Annotated in this window: 21 protein-coding genes; 14 read left to right on the top strand and 7 right to left on the bottom strand. The window is 44.4% G+C overall.

All coding sequences use genetic code 11. The features are described 5' to 3' along the window. Positions 1-152 precede the first annotated feature (152 nt). Positions 153-533: a response regulator gene (locus C7Y66_RS25570; protein WP_015155109.1), complete on the top strand. Its 381-nt coding sequence runs from the start codon at positions 153-155 to the stop codon at positions 531-533. Positions 534-791: 258 nt separating this feature from the next. Here the strand turns inward: C7Y66_RS25570 and C7Y66_RS31370 are convergent, their stop codons facing one another. Further along, positions 792-959, bottom strand: coding sequence for a hypothetical protein (locus C7Y66_RS31370; RefSeq protein WP_158266000.1), 168 nt, complete (start codon positions 957-959; stop codon positions 792-794). On the opposite strand from C7Y66_RS31370, the gene C7Y66_RS25565 reads away from it, so the two are divergent. From C7Y66_RS25565 to C7Y66_RS25545, 5 genes are all read left to right on the top strand, one after another. Beyond that, on the top strand, positions 958-1,305 hold the full coding sequence (locus C7Y66_RS25565) for a hypothetical protein (RefSeq protein WP_106217876.1): 348 nt from the start codon (positions 958-960) through the stop codon (positions 1,303-1,305). The two genes, C7Y66_RS31370 and C7Y66_RS25565, sit on opposite strands and share 2 nt — an antisense overlap. A 195-nt stretch (positions 1,306-1,500) precedes the next feature. Beyond that, entirely contained in the window at positions 1,501-2,043 is a 543-nt protein-coding gene (locus C7Y66_RS25560; RefSeq protein ID WP_106547743.1) for a VOC family protein, read from the top strand. A 134-nt stretch (positions 2,044-2,177) separates the two neighbouring features. Continuing rightward, complete coding sequence (locus C7Y66_RS25555; RefSeq protein ID WP_106547742.1) at positions 2,178-2,552, top strand: VOC family protein; 375 nt, start codon at positions 2,178-2,180, stop codon at positions 2,550-2,552. A gap of 215 nt (positions 2,553-2,767) precedes the next feature. Beyond that, a complete protein-coding gene (locus tag C7Y66_RS32660) occupies positions 2,768-3,226 on the top strand; it encodes a 4a-hydroxytetrahydrobiopterin dehydratase (RefSeq protein WP_233222849.1) in 459 nt (152 codons plus the stop codon). An 81-nt stretch (positions 3,227-3,307) separates the two neighbouring features. After that, positions 3,308-3,595 carry a hypothetical protein gene (locus C7Y66_RS25545; protein ID WP_015155114.1) on the top strand — a complete coding sequence of 96 codons (288 nt, stop codon included), beginning with the start codon at positions 3,308-3,310 and terminating at the stop codon, positions 3,593-3,595. A gap of 53 nt (positions 3,596-3,648) precedes the next feature. Here the strand turns inward: C7Y66_RS25545 and C7Y66_RS25540 are convergent, their stop codons facing one another. Continuing rightward, complete coding sequence (locus C7Y66_RS25540) at positions 3,649-3,933, bottom strand: hypothetical protein (RefSeq protein ID WP_015155115.1); 285 nt, start codon at positions 3,931-3,933, stop codon at positions 3,649-3,651. Between the two features lie 142 nt (positions 3,934-4,075). Between C7Y66_RS25540 and C7Y66_RS25535 the strand changes: the two genes are divergently transcribed. Continuing rightward, the gene (locus C7Y66_RS25535) at positions 4,076-5,155 is read left to right on the top strand and encodes a substrate-binding domain-containing protein (protein ID WP_106547741.1); all 1,080 of its coding nucleotides are present in this window, start codon (positions 4,076-4,078) and stop codon (positions 5,153-5,155) included. Between the two features lie 37 nt (positions 5,156-5,192). Here C7Y66_RS25535 and C7Y66_RS25530 read toward each other — a convergent pair whose 3' ends face one another. Continuing rightward, positions 5,193-5,885, bottom strand: coding sequence for a Crp/Fnr family transcriptional regulator (locus tag C7Y66_RS25530; protein WP_106547740.1), 693 nt, complete (start codon positions 5,883-5,885; stop codon positions 5,193-5,195). Between the two features lie 80 nt (positions 5,886-5,965). Between C7Y66_RS25530 and C7Y66_RS25525 the strand changes: the two genes are divergently transcribed. Both C7Y66_RS25525 and C7Y66_RS25520 read left to right on the top strand, forming a co-directional pair. Beyond that, a complete protein-coding gene (locus tag C7Y66_RS25525; RefSeq protein WP_106547739.1) occupies positions 5,966-6,364 on the top strand; it encodes a PPC domain-containing DNA-binding protein in 399 nt (132 codons plus the stop codon). A gap of 258 nt (positions 6,365-6,622) precedes the next feature. Next, entirely contained in the window at positions 6,623-7,105 is a 483-nt protein-coding gene (locus C7Y66_RS25520) for a transposase (protein WP_106547738.1), read from the top strand. 19 nt (positions 7,106-7,124) lie between these two features. On the opposite strand, the gene C7Y66_RS25515 is transcribed toward C7Y66_RS25520, so the two are convergent. After that, complete coding sequence (locus C7Y66_RS25515; protein ID WP_106547737.1) at positions 7,125-9,167, bottom strand: di-heme oxidoredictase family protein; 2,043 nt, start codon at positions 9,165-9,167, stop codon at positions 7,125-7,127. 336 nt (positions 9,168-9,503) lie between these two features. Here C7Y66_RS25515 and C7Y66_RS25510 point away from each other — a divergent pair, with 336 nt between their 5' ends. Both C7Y66_RS25510 and C7Y66_RS25505 read left to right on the top strand, forming a co-directional pair. Next, a complete protein-coding gene (locus C7Y66_RS25510) occupies positions 9,504-10,079 on the top strand; it encodes a TetR/AcrR family transcriptional regulator (RefSeq protein ID WP_106547736.1) in 576 nt (191 codons plus the stop codon). A gap of 41 nt (positions 10,080-10,120) precedes the next feature. After that, complete coding sequence (locus C7Y66_RS25505) at positions 10,121-10,735, top strand: N-acetyltransferase (RefSeq protein ID WP_106547735.1); 615 nt, start codon at positions 10,121-10,123, stop codon at positions 10,733-10,735. 66 nt (positions 10,736-10,801) lie between these two features. On the opposite strand, the gene C7Y66_RS25500 is transcribed toward C7Y66_RS25505, so the two are convergent. Continuing rightward, positions 10,802-10,993, bottom strand: a complete 192-nt coding sequence (locus C7Y66_RS25500; protein ID WP_106547734.1) for a hypothetical protein — start codon at positions 10,991-10,993, stop codon at positions 10,802-10,804. Between the two features lie 362 nt (positions 10,994-11,355). Next, positions 11,356-12,780, bottom strand: a complete 1,425-nt coding sequence (locus tag C7Y66_RS25495; RefSeq protein ID WP_106547733.1) for a Rieske 2Fe-2S domain-containing protein — start codon at positions 12,778-12,780, stop codon at positions 11,356-11,358. 256 nt (positions 12,781-13,036) lie between these two features. Between C7Y66_RS25495 and C7Y66_RS25490 the strand changes: the two genes are divergently transcribed. The 3 genes from C7Y66_RS25490 to C7Y66_RS25480 all read left to right on the top strand — a co-directional run bounded on the left by C7Y66_RS25490 (position 13,037) and on the right by C7Y66_RS25480 (position 15,800). Then, positions 13,037-13,657, top strand: coding sequence for an LptA/OstA family protein (locus C7Y66_RS25490; RefSeq protein WP_199197634.1), 621 nt, complete (start codon positions 13,037-13,039; stop codon positions 13,655-13,657). Between the two features lie 136 nt (positions 13,658-13,793). Beyond that, positions 13,794-14,522, top strand: coding sequence for an LPS export ABC transporter ATP-binding protein (gene lptB, locus C7Y66_RS25485; protein WP_015155125.1), 729 nt, complete (start codon positions 13,794-13,796; stop codon positions 14,520-14,522). A gap of 102 nt (positions 14,523-14,624) precedes the next feature. After that, entirely contained in the window at positions 14,625-15,800 is a 1,176-nt protein-coding gene (locus tag C7Y66_RS25480) for an LptF/LptG family permease (RefSeq protein ID WP_015155126.1), read from the top strand. A 48-nt stretch (positions 15,801-15,848) separates the two neighbouring features. Here the strand turns inward: C7Y66_RS25480 and C7Y66_RS25475 are convergent, their stop codons facing one another. Next, positions 15,849-16,283, bottom strand: a complete 435-nt coding sequence (locus C7Y66_RS25475; protein WP_041463171.1) for a DUF4278 domain-containing protein — start codon at positions 16,281-16,283, stop codon at positions 15,849-15,851. Between the last annotated feature and the right edge of the window lie 51 nt (positions 16,284-16,334).

Raw genomic sequence — 16,334 nt, 5'->3', positions numbered from 1 at the left:
GGATTAGGGGGCGAAGGGGGACAAGGAAGTAATTCCAGCCACCAGCCACCAGCCACCAACCACCAGCCACTCACCAACTACCAACTACCAATTACCAATTCCATTTGCGATCGCAGGCATAATCGCTTTATGACTATTTGAAGTGTAGCGACATGACTACTAAGCGCGTACTAGTTATTGATGATGAAGATGGTGTCAGAGAAATTATCCAATTCAGTCTCGAAGCAGTAGCAGGGTGGGAGGTTTTGCCAGCAGCTTCTGGTAGTGAAGGCATAGACATAGCTCAAGCTCAACAACCTGATGCGATTCTACTAGATGTGATGATGCCAGACTTAGATGGACCCGCAACATTTCAGCAACTACAGGCAAATACTACTACTTGTCATATTCCCACAATCTTTCTCACTGCCAAAGTCAGAACCAGCGAACAACAGCAATTACTTGATTTAGGCGTAGCGGGTACGATCGCCAAACCTTTCAAAGCCCAAGAATTGGTAGCACAAATCTGCGATATCCTGCAATGGAGTGAATAAGGAAAGATGGGAGTCGGGAGTCGAGAGTTGGGAATTGTAGGGGCGGGTTTAACCAAAGATTTACAACTAAAGCAATCTCCCCACAAAACCCGCCCGTACCAGAATTGGGGGAAGATAGCAGAGGAGGCTAGGAGCAGAGGGGCAACAACCAAAAAACCATCAACCGTCAACAGTTCACAAATTATTCACATTAATATCCTAATTTCAAATTGTCGGTCACGAGTTGACTCTTTCCCGACTTGAGCAAGGCAGAATCTTCTATTTTCTTCCGATTGTTAAGACCGCTTCTTTCTTCTCCCTTGCCTTCCCTACCCGCTTACCGAGCATGGTAGAGCTGGAGCGAGAGATCGAGACTGCCTCAGCTAGCTTCCATCTTGCCAGACTAGATACTCCTACTTGAAGCGAAGCATAATTGGAATACATCATGAAATTCAAACACTCTCAACTGCTTTCTACTAAATTCGTAGCTGGATATTTGTTGTTTCCTCCTAAAAACAAAAGCAAGAGAGTCAGGATAGGAAGACAAAGATCGCTTCAACAAGCGGAAGGGCAATTGCCCGTTCAAGTTACTTTAATTAAGCAGCAAGTCAAAACTGTAGCACCTCGAAATCATCTTCAGCAGCAAACGAAACCAGCTAAACGACGAGTTTTTACTATTAAAGAGTTGTTTGAGAAATATGAAGAATCTTATCACAACGCTCTATATTTGGAAGCAATCAAGTTTATTCTAGAGCAGATTTTTTGGGATAGCTCTAGTTATCTAGAGGAATAAGTTTAGCCAACAAGGTTAGTACGATAAATATGCGATCGCCTGGGTAGCGATCGTTTTTTGCACTCAGTTAACGTATCATGTGTTATCTAAGCAATCGGGATGATACTATGGCAGCAGGCTGGAGAACATAAATTCACTAGCAGACGATTTCACTAAATAAACTCCGATCTCCTTTCTTTTTCAGAGGTATTTAGCATGATAGATTTTCAATTGCAGGGTATCAATCATATTGCCTTGGTCTGCAAAGATATGGCGCGTACAGTAGATTTTTATACTAATACTTTAGGGCTAAAACTGATTAAAACAATTGCCCTCCCTGATGGTGGGCAGCATTTCTTCTTTGATGTTGGTAACGGCGATGCGATCGCATTTTTTTGGTTTCCCCAAGCACCAGCCGCTGCGCCTGGAATTGCATCAGTTAATCCTGAAGGATTGCAAAATGGTAATTTCACAACCGCCCATGCTTCGATGAATCATCTTGCTTTTAACGTACCTCTAGAAAAACTAGAAGAGTACAGAGAAAAGTTAGCTGCTAAAGGTGTAACAGCTACACCTGTATTACATCATGCAGATGTTCCATCTGGTTTTGTTAACGAACTCGATGAAAATACATTTATTTCATCCTTTTATTTCTTCGATCCCGATGGAATTTTGCTTGAATTTGCTGCCAATGTTCGCACTTTAGGCGATCTTGCAAGAGATGTTTCACATATGCCTGCAATAGTAAATAGTAATTAAAGAGGAAACTGACAACGGGCAAAAAGAAACAGTGAAATTTAAGTTTAGAAATGAAAGTTTAGGGTGGGCATTGCCCACTGTATTACAAAATATCTGTTGTTCGTAAACGAGCTAGAAATGATAGACGGACAAACATGGTATTAAATTGCACGAATTCATTAGTCACGTTAGCAACTCAAAATTTTGAATTGCTAGTCAATTTTTATCAGCAATTTCTAGAGCAAACTCCGCTCGATCGAATTCCTAATATTTATGCAGAATTTCAGGTGACTGGTTTGCGTTTGGGCATATTTAAACCTAAAGTATCAAACCAAGCAGAATTTATGAACTCAACTCAAAGCAGCATGAGTCTGTGTTTAGAAGTAAAAGATCTAGAAGCAGCGATCGCCCATCTCACTAAAATCGGCTGTCCACCACCAGGGCAAATTGTTACAGCCTCCCACGGCAGAGAAATTTACGCATACGATCCTGATGGTAATCGGATTATATTACATAGCAGTTCTAAATGATTTGTAAAGTAGGCTTCTAGTCTGCGGCAGGCTAGAAGCCTGCTCCACGTTCATGAATCAAATAGGTTGCTATATCAGGCAAAAAACTAGGCTGTAATAGTAGTATGCAATAGAGGCGCTCGCGAAAGAATTTTGAGTACATCTGCTGAGATAAAAAATTTTATGACATAATTTGCGATCGATACCAATACGATCGCACGACTTCTGTTTTTTTTATGAATTTCAAAAAATATCTATTGAGATGGTTACCAAAGCATTCATTGCACTTAGCGATCGCGCTCTTTTTTGTAGGCTTGTTGTTGACAGCGATCGCTCTATTCAGTCAACCTAGCTTTAGTAGTTCAATTTCTGCTATACAGCCAGCGATTCAGGAGTATGCTATGAGTAACTCTCAACTATCTGAAGCAGAATTAAAAAAAGCTTTGGGAGAATTGAGCGGCTGGAGTATAGAAGCAGGAAAACTCCACCGTCAGTATCAGTTCAAGTCTTTTGTAGAAGCCTTTGGTTTTATGTCGAGTCTGGCACTAGTTGCCGAGTCAATGGGACATCATCCAGAGTGGTTTAACGTCTACAATCGCGTTACGATCGATCTAACCACTCACGACGCTGGCGGAATTACAGCCAAAGATGTAGAACTTGCCCGTAAAGCCAACCAACTCGCGCCATCTAAGTGAGTAGTGAAGAGTGACTAGTGGCTAGCGATCGAAAAGATTCAAGCCACTAGCCGCCAGCTACTAGCCACCTACTCATAACCAATGACCAAGGAAAAACCTTTATCAGAAGCAGCACTCATCAAAGAGGTTTGTCGCCGCATTCGCGTTGCTAGAAGTTACTGGGATGCTCATAACAACGCTGCTTGTCGGGGCGAACGCGATCGCGCTTTAGCGCTCTACAATACTCTCACGCCGGAGCAAAAAGACCAAATTCCCCAAGTTTTAAGAGTTTGGCTGCGTTATCGCAGTGAAAAGTATTTCGGTTCCCACAGAACCCCACCCCGCTCGCAAGTCAAAAGTCAAAAGTCAGAAATCAAAAGTCGCAATTAACTGGTAACAGGTCACTGGTCACTAGCCACTAGCCACTAGCCACTAGTCACTGGTCACTGATGCCGCTGTTCTAGCCAAGTTAAAACTTCCTGATGCGATTCGAGTTGAAAGGTGCGATCGCTAGTTGGCTCGTAGATTTTCCATCGCGTCTGTCCGGTAGAATCTGTTATCTCGCTAATCTGCGGCTCGTTGTTGCTACACCACAAATTTTGCCAGGAACCCCAAATGTCTCGAAACAAAGACAGTATTTGGACTTCTAGTAACTCTTTGGCTGGTGGATGTCTTCTGATTAGTTCCAGCTCTCTGTAGTTGCGCCATTGTTCGTAAGTTCTCATCATATATCTTCCTCACACTTTGTTACGTTTGTTGTCTACTGAATCGATTCAGTTCCCATTTCATGCTAAACAATTTTTCTGAATCGATCAAGTTCCCTAAAATCGTGTTTATAGGGAAAATTGGAGGAAGATAGATGTTAAAGGCATGAAGCAGAGTAAAGCTAGAAAATCCATCACGCTACTGGATGTTGCTAGAGCAGCAGGGGTATCTCGTACAACGGTATCAAATGCGTTTAATCGACCCGATCAACTTTCTCCAGAAGTTCAACAGAAGGTGTTGGCGGTGGCGAAGGAGATGGGTTATGCGGGTCCAAACCCAATGGCAAGAATGCTGCGGACAGGACAAACAGGTGCAATCGGCTTGATATTTTCTGAAGCACTACCCTATGCTTTTAACGATCCGGTATCGATCGCCTTTTTGCAGGGAGTATCGAAAGTATGCGAGCAGGCAAAGGCTAGTTTATTGATCGTTCCAGCTTTAGACTCCGATGTTGCTCAGCAGACGATTCAACAAGCAGCAGTAGACGGCTTTATTCTTTACTGTATTCCCGATGAGAGTGAGGCAATCGTGCGTGTTTTGGAACGACAGTTGCCAGTAGTAGCAGTCGATCAACCCGTACTAAAAGGTATACCATTCATTGGCATTGACGATCGCCAAGCTGCTCGTACCGCAGCATTACATTTACTCAGTCTCAATCGCAGGGACTTAGGCATCATTGCGATGGATTTACACAACGACTCCTATGCAGGACCAGTTGATGCCCAACGACTCAAAAGCGCCATTTTTCGCAATGCAATACACCGCTGGAGGGGTTATGCTGATGCCATCCAAGCGGCAGGTATCGATCCTACTCTAGTGCCAATCGAAGAGACTCCCAACAGCCACGGTGTAGAGGGGGCTTTTGCTGCGGCGATCGCTTTATTGCAGCGTCATCCCAGACCGACAGGAATTCTTGCTATGAGCGACATGTTAGCACTGGGGGCATTACGGGCAGCAGAAAATCTAGGGTTAAAAGTTCCCGAAGATGTGGCAATCGTTGGCTTTGATGGTATTCCCCTTGCCGCTCAAGTGCGACCCTCGTTGACAACTATACAACAACCTTTAGTCGAAAAAGGCGCGATCGCGGCGGAAATTCTCTTAGGTATTCCCAATAAAAAAACAACTCTTATCTTAGAGACAAAACTCATCGTCAGGCAATCTTCTGTAAAAGGGAGCGGGGAGTAGGGAGCGCACGAGCAGGGAGCTGAGAAACTGAGAGGCTTCAGTCTCCTGCCGCAATCTCTTCTAGCTTATGGCGATCGCGCAGCACGATTTGACCACCGCGATGATAGCTGACAATTGGTTGCAACTGTTTGAACAAACGCACGCATTCTTCATAGGTAATGCCGATGCTGCGGGCAATTTGATAATAGGGAAGACGCGATCGCAAACATAGACCCGCTGTCGTTGTCTCCGTGCCTTCTTCCACCACAGAAGTATGAATTAACCGTGCCAGCCGCACGATCGCTCGTTCTGATGCCAATCCATGAACGGTATTGTGCAAATGTTGTAGGCGATCGTTCATCACAACTAAAATTTTCAGGGCAACTTCTGGATTTTGACGAATCATTTCTAGGAGTACAGCGCGATCGACGGTGAGAATTTGGCAGTCGCGATCGCTCACCACAGTTGCAGGTGAAATTCCATCGCCAAATAGGGAAGGTGCAGCAAATAATTCTCCTGCTGACAAGGTTCGCAGGATAGTTTCTTTCCCCGTAGAAGCGGTTTTCTTAACTTGAATTGTGCCACTTAGAACTGAAAAGAGTTTAGCTGGCAGGCGATCGCCCTCGTGTAAAATAATTTCTCCGCGTAGATAGTTTTTGACTAAAGTATGTGGTTTTAAATATGCCAGTTGTTCTGGTTCCAAACCTGAAAAAATTGAAATTTGCTGCAATTGTTCGGTTGTTGCCTGCATAACTAACAGTTATCAGTTATCAGAGCATTGTCCACCTTACCATAATAGGTGGCATCTAACGAATTTACAATTAATAATTAATGAAGATTCTTCCTCTCAGACTCAAGCCCAGCCAAGATTTAAGACAAAGTTTAAAAGACTTCGTTCAGACACAGAATATCGAAGCAGGGTTTATTTTAACTGCAATTGGGAGTTTGAAGCAAGCAGCGATTCGCTTTGCCGATCGCCAGGAAATTACAATATTGCACGATAAATTTGAAATTCTTTCTCTTAATGGCACGCTTGCTAATACAGGCGTTCATCTACATATTGTCATTAGCGATCGCAATGGAAAAACAATTGGTGGACATTTAGTTAATGGTTGCATCATCTACACCACTGCTGAAATAGTTATTGGTGTCAGTGAAGAATTTCGTTTTCTTAGAACCACAGATCTAGAAACGGGTTATTTAGAATTAGAAATTGATTTTAATAAATAGCAAATCTACTTTCATCATTGATTTTTGATAATTTTCCTTTGAACAACGACACATGAATAAAAAAGATAAACTACCTTTTGCGCTCTTCTTTGCGTCTTTGCGTCTAACGCTACGCTTCGCCTACGGCTGATGCGCGAAATAAAAACATCCCTTTCAACTCACTAAATATTGTTATGTTTTAAAACATGAGCTACCTCAAAGAAATTCTTGCTAGGAATTGTCAGGATGTGAATAGCACCAGTACAAGCAGAGAACGATATGGTAGCCGCTCAAAAAAACACTATTGCGTCTCAAGTCGAAACCCTTGCCAGACTTTACTTAGAAGGCAACCCCGCTGAAATTTCAGATGAAGCGATCGCCCAGATGTGCGATTGGCTGATGGGTGAGTTTCAACAACTGCCTCTGAATCTGCAATTTTCAGACTATATGCGCTATGACAATACCAAACAGATGTTTGCCGATATTGAACGAGGTCATCTCTGGGTTTCTGCTGATAGCTACGATAGCTCTATTTACCCTAATCCGATCTACGGCTTTATCTTCTTGGCAATGCACGATTACGACCACTATCTGACTGGAAGTGATTTCACCTTAGAAGGAGAAATCGCCGCATACAATGCCGCAGCCAAACGCGCGCCAAGTTTAACCATTCAGAAGATTCTATATTCAGAAATTGTCTTGCGATCGGCAGCACATTTATTTTTAGGTCATGCACCTAATCCTAAAGTTGTTTTTCCCTAGTTGGGCTACATTTGCAAGACTAAAAACGACCTGGATCGTCATCCAATGCAAGTAAGAAATTAATTAAATCGGTTTGCTGTGCCGGAGTAAATCCTGTAGTTTTGTCTACATAAAATTCATGTCCCGTTCCATCTAAATTACTGCGTACTAAAGCGGGGTTAGCTTGATTAGCCGCAATAACTTGACTGCGTAATTGACGATCTAGTAAAGCACGCAAACTACTCGCACTATCGGCAGATTGACCGATGCTGAGAGTTCCAGTTAAACCTAAACCCGTGCGATCGACTACCGTAAAACTGCCATTAGATTGTATCTTCAAGCTGCCTGCTCTGACAGCAACCCCACCATCATGCAGATAAGGTGCGCTGAGATATACTCCCCGCAAGGAAAGAGTCTTGTAACCGCCATCTGGTAAGAAACCTTTTGGTAGAGTGGTTGGACTGTCGCTAATCCCCTCTGTTGGTACGTCTAACACTTCGGCATTAGCAGGTACAGGTACGGGATTGTTAAGCGTGTAGATCTTGGGTGGTACTAGCACGTCTTTCAAAGCAAGACGCGATCGCGCACGGGCTGAGTTATTACCTAATTCTTTCAAAGGGTGAATTTTGTTGTCTGTAAAGAAAGGAGGCGCGTGACAAGTCGCGCAATTAGCTCGTTGAAAGACTTGAGCGCCGCGCCGCACGGAACCATTTCCCAGTGCCGTGATGTTCTCTTGGGTTCGATTGGGAGGTGGTACTAGGCTATTTTGAAAGGCAGCCATAGCATTGTCGGCAAATAAGAAGGGTCCGCTAGCAATATCGTCTTGAACAAAGCTGTCAGGGCTGAAAATTGCTCCATTGTAGGTAAATAAGCTAGGTCGCAAATTGGGATACGTACCAGCACCAGGAGCAGGAATCTGATCTTCTAGTTCTGCTTGTCTGGGGTCAGGAGCAACCTGGCGCAGCCATTCCGAAGGTTTTACCCGTACTCCTTCTGGTAAACGCAAGCGAGGATCGGCAGCATTTTGCAGGACAACACCTAAATAAACTTCAGGATCTAAGCCCAGAGTCTCGGTGCTGAGCTGTGCTGCTGCTAGCAAATTACCTTCAGATGAGTGAACGCCGTTACCAGTAGCACTTAATCCAGCGAAGGGACCGATCGCAAACTGCCCGTCGAAAAAGTAGGGACCGCTCTTAAAAGTGAAAACGCTTGGTATTTGAGTGGTGTTGTTGATCTCATCAGGAGAACTCTCAAAGTGACCGAAAGGCACGTCTAGCAAGGTATCATCGAAAGCATCCTCAAACTTTTGCGGATCGGGTAGAGTGACTAAATTGCCGCGACTATCAACGATCGCCTTACCGTTGCCTTGATATTTAGGGTCGAGCGGGTCGAGATCTAAGCGAGCAAAGCCTGCTGTGGAGTTGGGTGCAAGCGCAATCAAAAAGCGAACGTTGAGATCGCCATTAGGTACTCCCTTGAGGCGATCGCCGAGTTGAGACGTAACATCATGACATACCGCACAAGTAAAGTTGCCATCAGGCTTTAAACCAATCGGGAAAGTAGCTCCCAAAAGGACATCTAGACCAGTATCGAGCGTGCTTCCTTTGGCATAGAAATGACTGCCCAGTTTTAAATCTTGCTGGAGGGTAAGTTGTAAATTAGTGGTTGGTCGCCCGCCTAATTTTTGTATTGCTGCGATTAACTCTGGTTGAATCCGAGCTAAGCCCGTACCGAAACCAAGGACACCTTGAATTCCCAGCGTGTCACCAACTTTGCGATTGAGGAAAATATCATCCCCAGCTTCTATCAACTGTTGGGTAATCTGGACAGCGCCAATTCGTTCAAAAGCACCAGGAGCGCTCGGATCTAGACCCTTTTTGCGCACGAGTTTCTCGGCTGCTTGCGGGGTGAGTAATTTTCCAAAATAGTCGTAGTAACCAAGTGGTTGAGTTGGGGCAGGTTGTAGCAGGGCTTCTGTGGCAAGAGTCAGCTTCGGAGCTAGTAAGTTTGTCGATAGCAATACCGCGGTTAAACTCACTACTAGCAACAAGCCAAACAGAGAAAATCGCTTCCGCCAACGCATATTTACCCCCAGGAAAACCCCATTCCTTGAGATTTTTCTGTAGTTTAAAATACATATTTATGATGGGTAGCAATACAATACAAAAAGTTGGGAATTTCCGTTACTTAAGTTCAAAATTTGGCATTGCAGCGATTATTTGTAATGTTTTGCGAAAAAAGATTACCGAGAGTATAAAATTTCGCTCCATCATATAGCATTCTTAGAACTTTCACGAAACCTATCGATAAACGATCGCCACAGGCTTGACAAATCCAAACGATCTTATTAAGCTAATCTCATTAGCTAAAGCTAATACTATTAGCTAAATCTACAAGTAAATTATCTCAAAGTCTGGCTATGTCACGCCCACAAGGACAAACTCTAACTAAAAAAGCGGCAATTGAGGCGGCGATCGCCTGCTTGCAGCAGGAAGGAGAGTCAGCTTTAGGCGTGAATCGCATTGCTAGAGAGCTTGGCATTCAACCCCCTTCCATGTACAAACATTTTGATGGAAATCGGGGTTTGCGTCGTGCCGTGGCTCTAGAAGGATGGCAGCGATTAGTGACAGCCTGTGTCAACAGTAGTGCTGAGAGCAAAGACCCGCAAACTTCGCTCAAGGGTGTTGGTCGTGCTATGCGTGGATTTGCGCAACAAAATCCAGCACTGTATACAGTTGTGACGAGTACGCAAATAGAGTTAAGCGATCCAGACTTTATACCAATCGTTCAGACTGTAATCTCTTTCTATACAGTCATTCTCGAACCTTTGGGATTTAGTCAAGACGAAATCGTTCATGCGGTGAGGATGTTACACGCTGCATTTCACGGCTTTATTGAAGCTGAAAAAGCAGGTTTATTTCTGCTACCTCAATCCCAAGACGAAAGCTATGAATGGATGATGAATAAACTGATCGAGGTGCTGATTCGTTCTTAGGTCACTTTAAAACTTAACTACATAACGGAGATCTGTCAAAGATGGAGATTCAAATCGTTCCCCTCCGAGAATCTCAACTTGATGCAGCGATTGGGCTGATTGGCAGAGCATTTTACAATGCTCCATCATTTACTCATATCATTCCTCAAGGAGTTCGCAACCGAGTACGTAAAATAGAGTGCTGTGCTGCTTTTGGAGTCAGGTATGGCTGTACTTACAATCGTGCCTACACAACAGCAGATGAAATTAAAGGAGTGGCAGTCTGGATACCTCAAGAGCAATTTTCGTTCGATCTAAGTCGAATGTGGCAAGCTGGCTTATTTATACTCCCTTTTCAGATTGGAGTGAGAGCATTTTGGCGACAGATGACGTTATTAAACAAAATTGAGCAAATCCACAAACGCAATATGCCAGAACGTCACTGGTATTTGGAGTTACTAGGCGTGGAACCATCTCATCAAGGACAAGGAATTGGCAGTGCGCTGATGCATCCAATTTTGCAGCAAGCCGATTTAGAAGGAATACCGTGCTACTTAGAAACTTTCTCTGAGAAAAACGTTTACTTTTATCGCCAGCATGGTTTTCAAGTGCTGAAAACTATCGATATGCCAGAAGTTAATCTGCATTTATGGACGATGAAACGAGAACCACAGTAATTAAAATTCAAAAGTTAAAAGTTAAAAGTCAAAAGATTTATTGATGGTGACATCGAACCGCACTATTTAACTATCGGCTGCAATCCATTCCCTAGCTGCCTTTTCTGCTGTCTCAGCGGTGTAGTAAATTTTTCCCTCGCCAAAAACACCAGTTCCCCGCAACACGCGAAATTGCCATACTTGTTGTTCCTCGCAGTAAAACACCATCAGCATAAATCTGCGATCGCTAACTAGTAGGTGAATGCGAGTGGAGGTCACAAGCAATCGAGCGGGCGAATAAACACTCTTGTGTATAGAGTACCGCTAAGACAGAACCAGCGATCGCCACTAGCTTAAATTCCACCATCAAGCCAAGTATAGATTTATCTCTATACTAATTGCAATTAATCCTGTGGATAAATTTAGAACGTAAGACTGTAGATTGATGAATTAAGGATTAATTTTGGCTCGAAGTGCGTAAATTGCCAAAGGAGCGATCGCAATGCTGACTTTTTTATTGATTGTAGGAGCAATGGGCGGGGCGATTTTTTATGTTGTGTGGAGTGAAAAACAGCTACAAGAGTTAAAAAACAGGGAATAGAGGCGTTGCAATGCAATGCCTCTTTCTTTTTTAACGTTATTTAATGGCGAGATCGCTTTTTCTCAGGTAAATTCCGCAGGGGAATTTCTCGACCTTGATAAAATTGCTTTTCCAGCCTACCTAACCACAGCCAAACCGCACCTAGAATTAAAGCCACTGTTGCAAACAGAAGCGAACCTGTAGCGGCATTTTCTCCTAGAAACAGAGTCAGAGGTGGATTGATCATTGCGATGACTGCTGCAACAATCGCGAGTCCTAACCGCAGGCGTTGAAGATTTGCCAGTGCTGCTCTACAACTAGCACATTTAGAAGTATGAGAGCGATCGCGATCTAACAACTGTGCTGTTGATAACGCCGGTGGTAAAGTTTCCCCTGGGAATGGATTAGCATTATACCGATTAACCCACTGACGCAACTCAACCACGAAAGCATCAGCCTGAGTCGGTAGATAAAAAGCTTTAGTAAAATTACCACTCCCCCCACCTGCTTCGAGATATCGCTCTTGGTAATGCAGAAAAATTTGATCGTCCTCCAAAACAGAGTTCTGCCCCAAATGAGAATACCAGCGGGGTGTGAGCTTAATTATCCAACCAGGCAATTTAGAAGCAAATTTAAACGGAAAACGGGCAAATAGCCGACATTCACCCTTGCGAATTGGAGTAGCGTAGACAGCAGTGAGGGTTCGTCCAAATTGCTTTGATGTCAAGTCGTGCCACATCAACCCTGGAGCTACAAAAGTCGTGTCTTGCCGTCCCAAAGTTCCGCGTCGAGGTCCTTCCTGCCACACCCCTGTAAAACCGTGCTTGCCAGACTCGACTACCTCCAATTCTACCGAACTGGCATTCGCCCTATTCCCTACGGAACGGTGATGAGTAAAAGGAACGTGGCTAGCGTCCAAGACATTTTCCATCAGTGTTAGCGCATCATAGGGTAAGTCGCGAAACGTATCGATACAAACCCATCCCTCTAAGGATTCTTCCAAGGGTTCAATGACAGGAACTTTAGTCTTGGTTGCATTCTCAGCTTTGCCGGGATAGACAAACAGCAGCCCTTGCTTAACTATTGTAGGAAGCGATCGCACGCAGGCTCTTGGAGAAATCACTGCTGCTTGACCTGCTAACTGTTGGGGAATGCGCTGACAGTCTCCCGCACCAGCAAACGCCCATCCGTGGTAAGGGCATTCTAACAACCCATCCTCAGCTATTCTCCCTTGCGACAGAGGCGCGAGGCGATGAGGGCATTTATCCTCAAACACTCGCCAGCATTCAGCTTGCTGCTCCCACCAGATCGCAATATCTTGTCCCAATAGAGTAAATGGTGTGGGCTTAGATTTATCCAAATCTTGCACGTAATGGACGGGATACCATACTTCTTGGCAGTCAAAGAATGCTGGGTCAGTTCCGCCTGCAAGCATTTGCTCCGGTTGTGCTAGATGCGCCGCAATATTTCTCTCTACTGTTTCCATAAATCAGTTGTCAGTTATCAGTTATCAGTTGTCAGGGAAGAAAGGGAGCAGGGAGCAGAGGGGTAGAGGGAGCTGAGGAGAAAAAACTACCAACAACTACCAATTACCAACTACCAACCACCAGTTATATTTGAGTGGCGAAACCTTCAGATGGTTGAGTGCGTCGAGATTGACACATTCCCAATTTCGTGCTGTCATTTGCTACTAGTTCAGCTTCCACGCGCCGAGGTTGTTACACTACATACAGCAAATTCAGATGGGCGATACCATCTGTGATGCACTGCTTAACTCCGTGTTACCCACACTACTAATGATGCCTTCTGTACCCGCTTTTTGCCGTCCTCCTTTTTGCTGGCGCTGGATCGTACCAGCTACGCTAGCGATCGCTTCTATTTTCCCGCCATCAATTGCCAAAAGCCAAACTCCGCCACCGTCACAGGATGCTAGTCAATCTCTGACAATTAACTCTGATATTCAGGAAGCTGACTCCAAAAGTGGCATCTTTACAGCTCGCGGTAACGTACAAATATTTTATCCAGCTCGCCAAATTCAAGCTACGGCAGCTCAAGCGCAATACTATCAGAAAGAACGCAAAATCGTGTTGAGTGGTAACGTTAATGTGTTGCAGCAGGGTAACAGTCTTAAAGGAGAAAGTATTACTTATTTAATCGATCAAGGTCGCTTTATTGCCACACCCAAGGCAAATCAACAAGTGAGATCTACTTATATTGTGAACGACACCAACCCTCAAACTGTCGCTCCAGCGCCAGCAACTCCCAATTTTAAACCCAAACCGCCTACATCAAAACCTCCAGCGCCCGCAACTCCCCGCTTTAACTCCAAACCCACCACCAGCACCCCAACTGCTCCGAAATGATATGTTGTCAGTTATCAGTTATCAGTGTAGAGACGTTACATGTAACGTCTCTACAAAGTTGTCAATTAGTTCTGACTTTTAACTTTTAACTTTTAACTTTTGACTTTTAACTGCTCTTTACTCACTCCTCCTCTCCATGAGATTTGCTCTAGAGAATATCTACAAGTCCTACAAACAGCGCACTGTTGTCAATCGCGTCGATATTTCTGTTTCGCAGGGCGAAGTTGTCGGGTTGCTCGGACCCAATGGTGCGGGAAAAACAACGACTTTTTATATTGCTACAGGGATAGAAAAACCCGATCGCGGCGTAGTTTGGTTGGATGACCGAGACATTACCAGCTTACCCATGCACAAAAGAGCGCGGTTAGGTCTTGGTTATTTAGCCCAGGAACCCAGTATATTTCGTCACTTAAGCGTACAAGATAATCTTCTTTTGGTGCTGGAGCAAACTCAAGTACCGCGTCGGGAATGGCAAACTCGACTCCACACTCTTCTGCGAGAATTCCGATTAGAAAAAGTCGCACATACGAAAGGAATCAGCGTTTCTGGGGGAGAAAGGCGCAGAACTGAATTAGCTAGAGCCTTAGCATCAGGAGTAGAAGGACCGAAGTTTTTATTCTTGGACGAGCCATTTGCTGGAGTTGACCCGATCGCAGTCGCAGAAATTCAAGGTATGGTACAAAAGCTACGCGATCGCCAAATTGGTATCCTAGTCACAGATCATAACGTCCGCGAAACTCTAGCCATTACGGATCGCGCCTATATCATGCGAGAGGGAGAAATTTTAGCTGCTGGTAGTGCGGATGAACTCTATCACAACCCCTTAGTACGAAAATACTATCTCGGTCAAAACTTTCAGTTGTAAGTGAGTAGTGAGTAGTGGCGAGCGATAACCAACAACTACCAACTACCAATTACCAATCACCAATTACCAATTACCTTCAACCACTCCCTAGTTTTCATTCCAATGACATTTGCCAAACACAAACGCTTCAAAGCCTTTCAATTGCTGGTTCCCAAGCCAGCACTGATGGATCGCTACATTGCGGCTGAGTTAATTCCACCGTTTTTATTTGGCGTAGGAGCTTTCTCTTCAGTTTTAGTAGCAGTTGGTACAGTGTTTGAGCTGGTGCGGCGGGTGGTGGAATCGGGACTCCCAATCTCGATCGCGTTTGACGTATTTCTCTTAAAGCTACCGTCTTTTGTCGTGCTGGCTTTTCCTATGTCCACTCTCCTAGCAGCTTTAATGACTTACAGTCGGTTGTCTAGCGATAGCGAACTAACGGCTCTACGTAGTTGTGGAGTCAGCATTTATCGGCTGGTACTGCCCGCATTGGTACTGAGTACTTGTGTTATGGGTTTGACTTTTTTATTTAACGAGCAAGTCGTCCCAGCTGCTAACTATCGGGCTACTACGACTCTAAGTCGAGCGCTGAAGGAAGAAAAACCCCAATTTCAAGAACAAAACATTTACTATCCAGAATATCAGGAAATTGAGCTAGCAGATGGCAGAGAAGTTAAGCGATTAACTCGCCTATTCTATGCTGATGCCTTTGACGGGCAACGAATGAGGGGTTTGACAATAATCGATCGCTCCCGTGGCGATCTCAACCAAATTGTGGTGTCAGATTCAGCCGAGTGGAACCCCAAACAGAATAAGTGGGATTTTTATAATGGCACGATCTATCTAGTTGCACCTGACAGTTCCTATCGCAATATTGTCCGGTTTGAGCATCAACAGTTACAACTACCGCGCACCCCCTTAGATGTTGCTGCTAACACCCGCGACTCAGATGAAATGAATATTGCTCAAGTCAGCGAACAATTGCAAGTCGCGATGATGAGTGGTAACGAACAAAAAATCCGCCGTTACAGCCTGCGGATTCAAGAAAAAATTGCTTTTCCATTTATTTGCACTATCTTTGGCTTAGTAGGTGCAACTCTAGGGACTAATCCTAAGGGTAAAGGTCGAGCGACCAGTTTTGGAATTAGCGTCATTATTATTTTCAGTTACTATATGCTGCTGTTTATGTGTGACGCTTTGGGTTTATCTGGCGTTCTCTCTCCGTGGTTAGCAGCATGGTTACCTAATATTTTTGGTTTTGCCACGGCTGGCTTTCTCTTATTCCGTGCTGATAAATGATGTTGTTATTTGTCATTTGTCATTAGCAACAACAAATGACAAATGACCTTATGCTAGCTGTCTCGATTCAGCTTCGAGTAATTGAATCAGGTGGTTGTCACCTTTTTCTCTAGCGATTTGCAGCCGTCGTTCTAAGTTACGACGCAAGTGATCTAGATGGGTGCTGTGTAGTTCTCGCAACACCAGCTGGCGATCGCTCTTAACTGGCTTTTGTTTAGCAGCGATCGCTGTCGTGTCCGTAGTTGCTCCATTGACTTGCGTGTATTCTCGCCGCAACCGCACAACTTCTACATCGATTGGATCGCCAGTGGAATAAGCAACGCCGCGATACTTCAAGTCAACTTTGGGCTGCGGTACGGGAATATGTCTGAGATATTGATGGTTCCAGGTTGCACCGCGATACGTTCCGCCAGCTGCGCCTGTCATAGTTTCTATTTGGGGTGAATTTTGTTCGTAACTGACACCGCGATATGAGAGTTTCATGGCTTCGCCTCTATAGTTCAAATTTTTTAGGTCAAATTTTTTTAGTAGTTT

The organism is Chroococcidiopsis sp. CCALA 051 (assembly GCF_003015105.1).
Classification (GTDB): domain Bacteria; phylum Cyanobacteriota; class Cyanobacteriia; order Cyanobacteriales; family Chroococcidiopsidaceae; genus Chroococcidiopsis; species Chroococcidiopsis thermalis.
The sequence above is the reverse complement of the archived record's forward strand: the minus strand, read 5'-3'. Positions and strand labels throughout refer to the sequence as shown.